Source organism: Butyricimonas sp. RTP31003st1_G1_RTP31003_210430 (assembly GCF_040920905.1).
GTDB classification, from domain to species: Bacteria; Bacteroidota; Bacteroidia; order Bacteroidales; family Marinifilaceae; genus Butyricimonas; species Butyricimonas paravirosa.
The window spans coordinates 59418-72201 of record NZ_JBCOSQ010000005.1 but is presented as its reverse complement, the minus strand read 5'-3'; the positions used below and the strand labels follow the sequence as shown (position 1 = coordinate 72201).

The 12784-nt window shown below is 42.4% G+C and carries 12 protein-coding genes; 5 read left to right on the top strand and 7 right to left on the bottom strand.

Translation table 11 applies throughout. The features are described from left to right. Positions 1-17 precede the first annotated feature (17 nt). The gene (locus AB5542_RS02780; RefSeq protein ID WP_087420443.1) at positions 18-512 is read left to right on the top strand and encodes a hypothetical protein; all 495 of its coding nucleotides are present in this window, start codon (positions 18-20) and stop codon (positions 510-512) included. A 215-nt stretch (positions 513-727) separates the two neighbouring features. Continuing rightward, positions 728-2605, top strand: a complete 1878-nt coding sequence (locus AB5542_RS02775; protein ID WP_279037346.1) for a DUF3413 domain-containing protein — start codon at positions 728-730, stop codon at positions 2603-2605. A 74-nt stretch (positions 2606-2679) separates the two neighbouring features. Here the strand turns inward: AB5542_RS02775 and nqrF are convergent, their stop codons facing one another. The 6 genes from nqrF to AB5542_RS02745 form a co-directional block, all read right to left on the bottom strand. Then, complete coding sequence (nqrF, locus tag AB5542_RS02770) at positions 2680-3948, bottom strand: NADH:ubiquinone reductase (Na(+)-transporting) subunit F (protein ID WP_027201137.1); 1269 nt, start codon at positions 3946-3948, stop codon at positions 2680-2682. Positions 3949-4034: 86 nt separating this feature from the next. Continuing rightward, positions 4035-4655, bottom strand: coding sequence for an NADH:ubiquinone reductase (Na(+)-transporting) subunit E (nqrE, locus tag AB5542_RS02765; RefSeq protein ID WP_027201138.1), 621 nt, complete (start codon positions 4653-4655; stop codon positions 4035-4037). Between the two features lie 23 nt (positions 4656-4678). Next, the gene (locus tag AB5542_RS02760; protein WP_087420439.1) at positions 4679-5323 is read right to left on the bottom strand and encodes an NADH:ubiquinone reductase (Na(+)-transporting) subunit D; all 645 of its coding nucleotides are present in this window, start codon (positions 5321-5323) and stop codon (positions 4679-4681) included. Further along, positions 5323-6096 (bottom strand): NADH:ubiquinone reductase (Na(+)-transporting) subunit C, encoded by a 774-nt coding sequence (nqrC, locus tag AB5542_RS02755; RefSeq protein WP_270542042.1) that lies wholly within the window; start codon positions 6094-6096, stop codon positions 5323-5325. Before nqrC ends, AB5542_RS02760 begins: the two co-directional genes overlap by 1 nt. Before the next feature lie 77 nt (positions 6097-6173). After that, entirely contained in the window at positions 6174-7328 is a 1155-nt protein-coding gene (locus tag AB5542_RS02750; protein ID WP_087420437.1) for an NADH:ubiquinone reductase (Na(+)-transporting) subunit B, read from the bottom strand. A gap of 89 nt (positions 7329-7417) precedes the next feature. Beyond that, on the bottom strand, positions 7418-8773 hold the full coding sequence (locus AB5542_RS02745; RefSeq protein WP_087420436.1) for a Na(+)-translocating NADH-quinone reductase subunit A: 1356 nt from the start codon (positions 8771-8773) through the stop codon (positions 7418-7420). A 280-nt stretch (positions 8774-9053) separates the two neighbouring features. On the opposite strand from AB5542_RS02745, the gene AB5542_RS02740 reads away from it, so the two are divergent. Next, the gene (locus tag AB5542_RS02740) at positions 9054-9479 is read left to right on the top strand and encodes an META domain-containing protein (RefSeq protein WP_209279522.1); all 426 of its coding nucleotides are present in this window, start codon (positions 9054-9056) and stop codon (positions 9477-9479) included. A gap of 85 nt (positions 9480-9564) precedes the next feature. On the opposite strand, the gene AB5542_RS02735 is transcribed toward AB5542_RS02740, so the two are convergent. Further along, complete coding sequence (locus AB5542_RS02735; RefSeq protein WP_270542043.1) at positions 9565-10839, bottom strand: bifunctional folylpolyglutamate synthase/dihydrofolate synthase; 1275 nt, start codon at positions 10837-10839, stop codon at positions 9565-9567. A gap of 405 nt (positions 10840-11244) precedes the next feature. Between AB5542_RS02735 and AB5542_RS02730 the strand changes: the two genes are divergently transcribed. Both AB5542_RS02730 and AB5542_RS02725 read left to right on the top strand, forming a co-directional pair. Further along, positions 11245-11619, top strand: coding sequence for a polymer-forming cytoskeletal protein (locus tag AB5542_RS02730; RefSeq protein ID WP_087420433.1), 375 nt, complete (start codon positions 11245-11247; stop codon positions 11617-11619). A gap of 64 nt (positions 11620-11683) precedes the next feature. After that, a complete protein-coding gene (locus tag AB5542_RS02725) occupies positions 11684-12319 on the top strand; it encodes a redox-sensing transcriptional repressor Rex (protein WP_087420432.1) in 636 nt (211 codons plus the stop codon). Positions 12320-12784: the final 465 nt, after the last annotated feature.

Here is a 12784-nt window from a genome sequence, read left to right as displayed (position 1 = left end):
ATAAAATTTATTTGATTATGGAAAATCCCTTTAGCGTAGAAAAACCGGTCAGACCGACTTTTCTCACCGTACTTTGCATCTTGACATTTATTGGTAGTGGTTGGGGCTTAATTAACAATTTGTTCCAGTTAGCCATGTTTACACCGGAGCGCTTAGTCGTCCAGATTCAACAGATAACGAACATGGCGGGAGCCGAAGCCCAACCTTCGTGGGTTTCTTCTATCATGAGTTCGTCCTTGGAGGTGTTACAAACGACCATAATGCACGGGAAAGCAATTTACTCGTTAGCTGCCTTGTGTGCCGTGATCAGTTTGATCGGGGCTTTCATGATGTACAAGTTAAAAAGGAATGGTTTTTATTTATATGCGATCGCGCAGATCGGCCAGTTGTTTATCCTGCCGATTTATTCCGGTTGGAATAGCGTCGTGGTGATTTCCATGGCTATGTCCGGATTCTTGGCGTTGGTATTTATCATCTTGTATGGCTTGAATTATAGTAAGCTGAAGTATTGATAATTTGAACGTATATTCCCTTCTGAAAGGGATTTGTGCTTGGCATGATATATGTCATTAAACGATCGTTTATTGATATGTATTTTTTTTATTGCCGGGGATTCAGGAAAAAGAATTAAATAATTGAAAATGAATTTTTAAGAAAATGATTGAAAAGTCGATTTAATCCGTTTTATTTGCAACTATTATATGATCATTTCTTAATACAATCGTTTATGATGTTTGATACTTCTAAATCAGGGGGATGCACTGAAAGAGTGAATTATTTGAAGAGAGGTTTTCTGTTTTATATGTGCGCCTCTTGTATGTTACTCGTTCAATTTGTGATCTATCTCGTGAATAGTAATTATTGGGAATCTTTGAATTTTGTCGGGGGCTTTTATTATCTGATGGCGGCATTGGGGCAAGCTTTTCTTTTCAATTTGATCCCTTGGGTTATTTTATATATTCCCTTCACGTGGTGGCGGCAGATGCGGAAGGTCGGTACCATTCTGTTCACCTGTGCTATATTTTTATTGAACGTGCTGGCCTATTTGAACGGGATTGTTTTCCAGTTGTATAAATTTCATATCAACGGGTTTGTGCTGGATCTGGCTTTTGGTGGGGGAGGAAACCAGGTATTCGTGTTTAATAATACTTTGGTCTTGCATGGGGTTCTTATCGGGTTACTTATTTTGTTGTTTACTTTAGCGGTCGTTTTTATCGCTTACCGGTATGCCCGGTATGTTACTTCTAAACAGGTGAAAATCGGTATTTATCTTTTCCTGTTCTCCTGTATTGCTCCCCAGTTAACCCATGCTTATGCTGCTGCGGCTAACGTGAATTCGATCACGGAAGTATCGGCTTGTTTACCGCAATTTTATCCTTTGACAGCCAATCGTTTGATGTTAAAGTTGGGTGTGGTCAAAAAGGAGGACTTATATGTGAATAATCCGGATAAAGGGAAGGGGCATAGTTTCGTGTACCCCCTTCATCCGCTGGAAAAAGTGGATAGCGTGAAACCGCTGAATATTATTTATCTTATTCTGGATTCATGGAATTTCAGGACTTTTACACGGGAGTGTTGTCCTAACATCCGGGCTTTTGGTGATCGTTCCGCGGTATTTAATCGTCATTTAAGTTCCAGTAATGGTACGCGGGGTGGGATATTCGGTCTGTTTTTCGGTATTTCCGCAACATACTGGCAAGATTTTGAACGTACGGGTGTACAGCCTTTGTTTATCGAGAATTTACTGGAAAATGGGTATGATATAGAGACGTTCGCCAGTGCGACGCTTGTTAATCCTCCTTTTTATCGAATCGTCTTCGGAGACGTGAAAGATATTCGCAAGGAAACCCCGGGAGCAACTCCTTTTGATCGGGATAACAGGATCACGGAAGATTTTTTGAATTATTTGGATGAACGGAAAGAGGGGGATAAACCATTTTTTTCTTTCGTGTTTTATGATTTGTTGCATGCGATTGATATTCCGGCTCCTTATCGTAAGAAATTTCAACCCTCGTGGGATTACGCCAATTATCTGGCTTTAAATAATAATTTGGACCCGGAACCGTTCTTTAACCTGTACCGTAATTGTGCCTATTACGTGGATTCACTTGTGGGAAAGGTGGTGAATAAACTGGAAGCGAACGGGTTGTTGGATAATTCCGTGATCGTTATTACCGGGGATCATGGGCAGGAGTTTAACGAGAATAAGAAGAACTTTTGGGGACATGGAAGTGATTTTTCGAACGCACAGGTGCATGTCCCGTTTATCCTGTATTACCCGGGGAACACTCCCGGCGTGTACTCGCACAGAACGTCTCATTATGATGTGACGCCGACTTTAATGAAACGGGTGTTGGGGGTAAAGAATCCCGCGGAAGATTATTCTATGGGAAGAGATTTGTTTGATCCCGAACGCCTGCCTTTTCATCTGGCCGGAGACCCGCAGAATTATGCTTTTATCATGGATAACGTGATTTACGAGAAGAAGGTGGCCGGGAATATCCAAGTGACGGATTCTTTGTTGAATCGTCTTTCCCGGAATCAGATAAATTCGGGATTGCTGCTTAAAGCAATCGAATTCAAGAATATGTTTTTGAAGAAGTAGGGAGTAAACTCAAAACTTGCTGGTACTCATTTGAAATAAAAAAGCTGCTTGTACAAGCAGCTTTTTTATTTTGATTATCCTCCGAAGTTATCGTACATCACGTTTTCATCCGGAACTCCAAGGTCGTACAGCATTTTGGTTACTGCCGAGATCATCATAGGAGGACCGCAGAGGTAGTATTCAATATCTTCCGGGTTTTCATGATTCTTCAAATAATTCTCGAAGATTACTTGATGAACAAAGCCCGGTTTGTAAGCCACTCCGGCTGCGTCAGCCACGGGGTCCGGTCTGTCGAGAGCCAGAGTCCAGTGGAAGTTCGGGTTCTCTTCTTGAATCTTGTTGAACTCGTCCACGTAAGGAGCTTCTTGCAAAGCACGTGCGCCGTACCAGAAAGTAACTTTACGATCGGTGTGCATCGTGTGGAAGAGGTTGAAGATGTGTGAACGCATGGGGGCCATACCGGCACCACCACCGATGAACATCATCTCGTTGTTCGTGTCTCTCAAGAAGAACTCTCCGTAAGGTCCGGAAATACTTACTTTATCTCCCGGTTTACGAGAGAAGATGTAAGAGGAACAGATTCCGGGGTTCACGTTGGCAAAACCACCGATAGCTTTGTCGAACGGGGGAGTTGCGATACGAATGTTCAGCATGATAATGTTACCCTCTGCCGGGGAGTTTGCCATGGAGTAAGCACGGTAGGTTGCTTCCGGGTTGTGCATTTTAAGATCGAACATTTTCATGCGTTCCCAATCCGCCTTGTATTTCTCGTCAATATCGAACGTCTTGAAGTCAACGTCGATTGCAGGCACGTCAATCTGGATATATCCTCCGGATTTGAATTTCAAGTTTTCGCCTTCCGGTAATTTTACCACGAATTCTTTCAAGAAGGTAGAGATATTTCTGTTGGAAACCACTTCGCACTCCCATTTCTTGATTCCGAGAACTTCTTCCGGAATGTGCATTTCAATATTCTCTTTCACTTTTACCTGACAAGCCAAGCGCCAGTTATCGTGTTGTTGTTTGTAGGAGAAGAATCCCGTTTCTGTCGGTAGGATAGACCCTGCTCCGGATTCAACCTGACAACGACACATACCGCATGAACCTTTACCTCCACAAGCCGAAGGGAGGAAGATTTTGTTGTTTCCAAGGGTGGCTAATAGCGTGGACCCCGGTTCGGTTACCAATTCCTTTTCGCCATGATTAATGTCAACTTTCACCTCTCCTTTGGGAGTCAGTTTGGCTTTGGCGAACAAAAGCATGCCCACGAGAATCAGTGTTACGATGAGGAACACGATGACCCCTGACATGACAATTGTTGTATTTATTGCTAATAACATCATTTTTAATTTTAGATTTTATGATTTTAAATTTTAAATTGAGGACTCCAGAGAAATTTACAATCTAAAATTTACAATTTAAAATTACTTTACAGGTTAATTCCCAAGAAACTCATGAATGAAATAGCCATCAATCCGGTCACGATAAAGGTGATACCGATACCTCTAAGCGGGGCGGGGATGTTTGAATATTTCAGTTTCTCGCGAATAGCGGCGATACCCACGATAGCGAGTAACCAACCGATACCTGAACCCAAACCGAAAGCCGTTGCCTCTCCAATGTTAGCATATCCTCTTTCCTGCATGAACAGGGATGCTCCCATGATGGCACAGTTTACCGCGATCAACGGTAGGAAGATTCCTAACTGGTTGTAAAGTGCCGGGGCAAATTTTTCAACTACCATTTCCACGAGTTGCACGATGGCGGCAATGACCGCGATGAACATGATGAAACTTAAGAAACTCAAATCAATGTTTGCAGCGCTTTCACCAAGTAACCAGCTTAAAGCTCCGGCTTTCAACACGAAGTTATCCAGCAAGTAGTTTACCGGGACGGTGATTAATAACACGAATACAACGGCAATACCTAATCCGAATGATGTCTTCACGGTCTTTGATACGGCAAGGTATGAACACATACCCAAGAAGTAAGCAAAGATCATGTTATCAATGAATACGGACCGTACAAATATATTTAATAGATTTTCCATATCGTTATTTCACTTTTAGTTGACTATTTCTGTTCTATTAAATCCTTGTTCTTGGAACGGTGAACCCAAATGATCAAACCCACCAGCATCAATGCCATCGGGGGAAGGATCATTAAACCGTTGTTTTGATAACCCCAATCGTAGAATATTTGTGGGATTACTTTTACCCCGAACAAAGTTCCGGACCCGAGTAATTCACGGAAGAATGCCACGATCACGAGAACTAACCCGTATCCGAGACCGTTACCGATACCGTCCAGTAATGAAGGCCACGGTTTGTTTGCCAAGGCGAAAGCCTCGATACGTCCCATGATGATACAGTTCGTGATGATCAACCCGACGAATACGGATAATTGTTTACTTACCTCGTAAGCGAACGCTTTCAATACCTGATCCACCATGATTACCAATGCGGCAACCACGACCAACTGCACGATGATACGTATACGCGTCGGGATTGTATTTCTCAGTAGCGAAAGAATCACGTTAGAGAATGCCGTTACGGCTGTAACCGAAAGAGCCATCACGATGGCCGGTTCCATTTTTGCGGTTACGGCGAGAGCAGAACATATACCCAGAATCTGCACCAGAACGGGGTTATTTTTGCTCAAGGGGCCGAGTAGCAAGCCTCGGTTCTTAGCTGAAAATAATGTTTCTTTATCGCTCATTATTGTATTTGTTTTAAGAATTGTTCGTAACATTTTAAGTAGTCGGCGATCATCGTCTCAACTGCTTTTGAAGTGATGGTACCCCCGGAGATTCCGTCAACTTCGTGTGCTCCGGTTGCGTTACCGCCTTTCTTCACCGTGATGGCTTTTAAAGAGGAGTTTTCAAAAACGGTCTTTCCGCTGAATTGCTTCTGGAAAAACGGTTGGGTGATCTCGGCTCCAAGTCCGGGAGTTTCTCCTTTGTGGTCGAACAGAACCCCGTAAACGGTATTCTTGTCTTCATTTAAAGAAATATATCCCCAAACCGGACCCCAAAGTCCAACCCCGTAAGTGGGCAGGATGTACTTGATGGCACCGTCAATGTCGGCCACGAATACTGGGAATTTGACATCTGCTAATGCTTTGTCATCTTTGATCGTTTCTGAAAGCAATTTTCCGTCTTTCAATGCTTGTTGAAGTTCCGGATTTTTAAGTGCTTTCTGAAGTTTCTTACCTTCCGTCGGGATGTCCACGGCGAAAGCGTTTCCTTCGATAGCCTCACCCTTGTAGTTCAGAATGAATTGTTTCGTGATGATTTTGTTGAACAATTCAGCCGAAGTCTCCGGGGTAGAACTAACATTTACAGAACTCAGAATGTTTTGTCTCTTCTCGTTCTCTATATTCTCATCTTGGTATGGCTTTAGTGAAAGAGACACTATCGCCAGTATGGCTGCAACTACGACAACCAAAACGATGGAATAGATAAAGGTATATGTATTTCCTTGTTTGTTCATCTCGTTATTAATTTTAAATTTTAGATTTTAGATTTTAAATTCGTATCAGAATAAATTTACAATTTAAAATTTAAAATCTACAATTGCGTCGCTTTAGCTCTTTTCAGTCTGCGCTTGATGTTACCTTGAACGACAAACCAGTCAATAAGCGGAGCAAAGGTGTTCATTAACAGGATGGCTAACATCATTCCTTCCGGGTAACCGGGGTTTAGCGTACGAATAAGGATGGCCATGATACCTAAAATGAAACCATATATCCATTTCCCTCTTTCCGTTTGTGCCGATGTTACAGGGTCTGTTGCCATGAATACGGCTCCGAAAGCAAAACCTCCCATGATTAAATGAGTAATCGGGGTGATTGCTGCGTACGGGTTGGTTGCGGGTAACGTGTAGTTAAGTAATAAAGCCATGCAGTAGCCTCCGATGAAAGTGGAAAGCATGATTTTCCAACTTCCGATTCCGGTGGCAATTAACAAGATGGCTCCGAGCAATATACAGAAAGTTGACGTCTCACCCACGGATCCCGGGATCAATCCCCAGAACATGGAAGACATATCATAGGTCGTGGGTAGACCTTGGGCAGCCTCGGCAAGCGGGGTCGCTTGAGAGAACCCGTCGGGCATTCCGGCGATCCATACTTTATCCCCCGAAATCATGGAAGGGTAGGAGAAGAAGAAGAACGCACGGGCTAACAATGCCGGGTTCCAGATGTTCATTCCGGTACCACCGAAGATTTCTTTACCGATAATCACGGCGAAGGCGGTGGAAACTCCCACCATCCAAAGGGGGGCGTTAATCGGCATAATCATCGGGATCAATAAACCGGATACGAGGAAGCCCTCGTTGATCTCGTGTCCCCTGATTTGTGCCGCGGCAAATTCAATACCCAATCCGACCACGTAGGAAACGATGATCATAGGTAACACTCTCCACAGCCCATAGAAGAATAACTCGAAGAAACCGGTATCGGCCAGAGTACCCATAGCGTTGAAATGCTGGTATCCCACATTATAAATACCGAATAAAAGGGCCGGAATCAAGGCCATCACGACAATGATCATGGTTCTTTTCAGATCAATCGCGTCCCGGATATTACAGCCTGAAGATGTCGTGCGGTTAGGCACGAAAAGAAAAGACTCAAAACCCGTGAAAACGGAATGCAACTTGTATAGTTTGCCTCCCTTTTCAAATTTTGGCTTTTGCTTATCTAGATAGTTGCGTAAAAAATTCATCTTTATAATTTTAAATTTTAGATTTTAGATTTTAAATTTTGAATCGTGTCCCATCAAGGAATTGACAATTTAAAATTTGCAATTTAAAATTAGCTTAGTTCTTTTATCATTAACTCTATACCTTTTTCCAGTATTTCCTGTACCGGAGTTTTAGAGGTACAAACGAACTCGCATAAAGCCATATCTTCCGGGACAATCTCGTACATACCGAGTTGTTCCATCTTGTCCAAGTCCTCTGCCAGTACCGCTTTCAGCAGGTAAACGGGAAGGATGTCCATGGGAAGAACTTTCTCGTATTGTCCGGTCACCACGAAGGCTCTTTCTTCCCCGTGATAGTTGGCATCAAGAGTGTATTTCTTGTTCGGACATAAGAAAGAGGGGAAAGTTTTTGATATGGAGAATTTGTTGAAACCGGGAGTTGCCCAACCCAAAAATTCGTAATTATCACCTTCAGGGATAACGGTTACCATATTATTATAGAATCCGAGATAGTTCTCTTCAGTTACTTTATAACCCGTGAGTACGTTACCGGAAATAATACGTTGATGAACTTGATTCTTCAGTTTCCCGTTCACGATACAACCGATTTTTGCTCCCAGAATGGTTTTGTAGTAAGCAGGCTTTTCAACTTCTGAACCTGCGAGAGCAATCGTCTTGCGGGCGTCGAATTTTCCGGAAGTGAATAATCGTCCGATAATGGCAAGGTCCATAGCGTTTACCACCCAAACGATTTCCCCTTTGTTGATCGGGTTCAGATGGTGAATCTGGATTCCTGCATTTCCTGCCGGGTGTGGTCCCGCGAAATAATTCACATCCACGTTTTTCAGCTTGGCGAACACGGATGTTGAAGGCGTCCCTTCTTTCAAGTTCAAGTTCACGTTTTTACCGCATAATTTTTTTAAGCAATCGATTCCGGATTGGAGCGCGGTTAATTCATCTGCAAGAGTGATGTCGAAATCCGGAGCGAGAGGGGCGGAATCAAAACCGGACACGAATATCGCCTTCGGCATATCAGCCGGGGTCGCGATGATGTCGTACGGACGTTGTTTGATCATGGGCCAAACCCCGCTGTCAAGTAATTTTTCGATGATTTCGTCTCTGGAAAGTTTGTTCACGTCTGCAGCCCCAAAATCCTTGTATTGGATTTGGTCATCTGCTTTAACCACGACCTCCAGCAACTTCCTTCTTTCTCCTCTGTTTACGGTTTCGACTGTACCGCTAACAGGTGATGTGAATTTGACTTCAGGTCTGTACTTGTCGATAAACAACACGTCACCCGCTTTCACTTGATCGCCTGCCTTTACTGCAAGTTTGGGAGTAAGCAGACGGAAATCTGTTGGTTTTACCGCGTAGAAATCACATCTCTCGATGTTTTTCACCAGATTTTCGGCTTCTCCTTTTAACTTGATATCAAGGCCTTTTTTCAGTTTTATAACCTTGGACATTGTTTTATTATGTTTTTGATATGTAGATAATTATTTCTAATTCACCCTGTAATTGTTTATTTTAAAAACACGTGCAAATATATAATCAATTATTGAATTTATTCAGTAATTCAAAAGTTAATTCATCCCTTTAGATGTTTTTTTTTACTGCTTGATTTCTCAAATAAATGAATGTTTGAATGAGGTGAGGTTTATTGATGAAATTCCCTTTTGGCATGGTATTTGTAGAAAAGAATGAGAAAACTAATGAGTACTAATTATCCAAAATGGTGATTGAATTATGAAAGGAATATTTTTTTGTTGTGTATTAGCAATATGGATGACTTCGTGCAAGTCGGCAAAGGAGAGCGTTTCTCTGACCGGGGTGAAATGGGTTGCGGAGAGTTTGAACGGGAAAGAGATTAAGTTCAAGGAAGGTGGGAGCGAGGTATTCATCACGCTTGAAAGCAGTGATAAGAAAGTATTTGGAAGGGCGGGATGTAATCGCTTTTTTGGTGTTTACGAACAAAACGAGTCACAATTGACTTTTAGCGGGATGGGAGCGACTAAGATGGCTTGTCCTGATATGGATATTGAAACAAGTTTTTTCAAGGTTCTGGAAGATACGAAGAGTTTTATCATAAAGAATGATAAGTTGACGCTGAAAGATAGTAATAACGTGATAGCGGTATTTAAAGCGCAAAAAGAAACTCCTAAAAAGGAATAAGACAAAGTTTATAGTTTGATTTTTCGTGTAGTAAAAAGAGTGTCAACATTTATTTTTGACACTCTTTTAGTTTATAAGTTTTTTTTTAAATCACTTCCGCGACAACAAAAGTACTTCCCCCGATGTATATCATATCCCGGTTGCTGGCGGCTTCACGGGCGGCTTGATAGGCTGCAGCAACTGTCGGGAAGGTTTCCCCGTGAAGATGATTTGGCCGGGCTTTCTCGGCTAAAGTTTTCTCATCCATAGCCCTGGGTATGGATGCTTTGCAGAAATAATAAATAGCGTCTTTTGGCAGGATGTGCAACACGCTGTCCACGTCCTTGTCGTTTACCATACCGATCACGAAATGGAGTTTTTCATACGTGCAGGTTTTTAATTGGGCGACAATCTCGGTTAGTCCATCGATGTTGTGTCCGGTGTCGCATACCGTATAGGGCGTTTGTGATAATTCTTGCCAACGTCCAAGCAATCCCGTGTTGCGAATCGTGTTGGCTATGCCGTTGTATATGTTTTGATCGGAGATGTGCAAGCCATTGTTTCTTAGGCTTAGAACCGTTTCCAGAACGGCCGGGATATTTTTTCGTTGATAAAGTCCTTTCAGGTCTGCTTGCACGGGGGCAAACGTGATCCCGTTTTTGTTTTCCAGCCGGTAGGCGTTTTTATTATCTCGTGTTACTTGCCAGTTTTCGGACGCAAATTCAAGGGTGGTTTCACACTCTTTTGCTTTTTCAATAAAGACAAAGTCACTGGCGGGGTCTTTCGTCCCGATGATTGCGGGAACGCCGGGTTTGATAATACCCGCTTTCTCGTGTGCGATTTTTTCAAGCGTGTCACCGAGAAGGGCCATATGATCGAATGAAATATTCGTGATCACCGAGGCTAGAGGGGTTATGATATTCGTGGAGTCCAGTCGCCCTCCAAGTCCGACTTCGATAACAGCAATATCAACTTGTTGGTCCGCGAAATATTGGAAGGCCATAGCCACCGTCATTTCGAAGAAGGACGGTTTGATCCCGGCGAAAAGTGATTTATTCTCTTCCACGAAATTGATCACGTATTGTTCCGTGATCATCTCCCCGTTTATTTTGATACGTTCACGGAAATCTTTCAAGTGCGGTGACGTGTATAGTCCGGTTTTATACCCGGCTTCTTGTAATATGGAGGCCAGCATGTGAGACACTGAACCCTTACCGTTTGTACCCCCCACGTGGATGGTCTTGAATTGTTTGTGCGGAGAACCGAAGTGTTCATCCAGTTTTAACGTGTTGTCCAGATTGGCTTTGTATGCGGCCTTACCTTCTCTTTGGTACATGGGAAGCTGGGCAAATAACCATTCTAATGTTTCCTTGTAGTTCATGTATATTCTTTTAAATAAACTGGTTCATTCTGTTGAGCGGGCAAAAATAGTAAAAATATACAGTGGGTGTAAGTTCGGGCTTTGATATTTCTTTTCAGTGAAAAAAGGCGTGTGTTTGAGGATGAAAATGTTAATAATATATAAGAAGTATATGACATTGATTTCGTACAAATATGGAATAAATTCGGGAAATGTAGGCTGTGTGGTGTGTTCTTTTCGTGCGTTTCATCTGACGAGCATGGGGCGTGAAGTGAAGAGATCGTGTGTGCCGGTGGAGATGATGTATGTATTTGACGAAATTTCACTAACTTTAAACCCGGAATTAGTATGTCATGATAAGAAAACGTGCTAATTGTCGTAGTAACGTATGTGTTGCATTTGGGAAAATAAAAATGAAATAGAGATATGGGAAAGGAAGTACAGGCAATCTTGAATCTTTTGAGTGAAGGTGTCATCGTCGAGGGGGATATTCAAACGCCAAGGGATATACGGATTGACGGCACGCTTGTCGGGACAGTTCATACTGACGGGCGTTTGGTTCTCGGGCCTTCTTCTCGTGTTACGGGAAAAGTCAATTCTCCGAATATTGACGTGTTCGGGAACGTGGAGGGGGATATAGTTTCAACCGGTATTGTCGTGTTAAGGGCAAAATCAAACGTGAAGGGAACGATCTCCACTGCAACTATGGTTGTTGAGGCCGGGGCGGTGTTTAACGGGGAAAGTAATATGATCGCGTCGGCCAAAGGTGTTGTTCGCCCGGAAACGACAGAAAAGAAATAATGCAAATTCTTTGTGTCGGATTTCGCCGAAAAGATATAACTTTGCAGAAATTATAGAACGTTATATGGCTAATGATAGTAAAGTTGTTCCAGTTCCGGTTTTGAGGCGGATGCCCGCATATCTTTCTTTCGTGAAGACATTGCAAAAACAGGGAGAGAAGTACGTCTCATCGACAAGAATTGCCGAATACATGGAAATAGACGCCACGCAAGTGACGAAAGATTTGTCGCATACCGGTATCTCCGGTAAAACTCGTGTTGGTTACGAGGTGGATAATTTCGTGGAGATACTGGATGACTTTCTTGGTTTTAACAAGATTAATAACGCTTTTCTAGTCGGGGCGGGTTCGTTAGGATGTGCCTTGTTGCAGGATAAGGGACTGAGAAATTTCGGTTTGAATATACAGAAGGCTTTCGACGTGGACAAATCTAAAATCGGGACAAAGATTAATGATGTCGAGATTTTTCATGTGGACCAGTTCCGGGGAATGCCGGGAGAATGTAACGTGGCGATAGGTATCATTACCGTTCCGGCCGAATGTGCCCAGAACGTGGCCGATTTAATGGTTGCTTGGGGAATCAAGGCTATTTGGAATTTTACCCCGGCCCGGATTAAAGTACCTGCTCATATTGCCGTGCAAAACACGACGATATACACGAACTTGGCCATTTTATTTAATAAATTACACGGACAGGAATAGCTTTTTAATTTTAGCTTTTAAATTTTAGATTCCAGCGCACGAGCCGACATCTTTTAATTTTTAGTTTTTAGTTTTTAGTTTTTAGTTTCCCCTTACACAGGGGGGAAGGTTGCTGTTTTGAGCATGACTTTTGAGTTCGCCTCTCGTTTTTTCCCGTGCTATTACGTTTTTTTTAGAAAAATACAAATTTTGTTAGGTAAAGTATTATAAATCAATTTTTTATATTCTATGTATTTACTTATTATCATACATTGATCAGCTCGTTTGTATATTGTATTATAATTTAATATATTTTTAATATTAATAGGAGGGGAATAGGGGAGGAATGGGAGCGGAATGGGAGCGGGTCACAATGTGAATGCAATAAAGTAAATAAATAATAGCGAATATTTGCATTTGTTAAATGATGTCCGGGATCGTTTTTGAACATGCCTCGTGTCTGTTTCTTTTTCAAGAGAAGAGGCG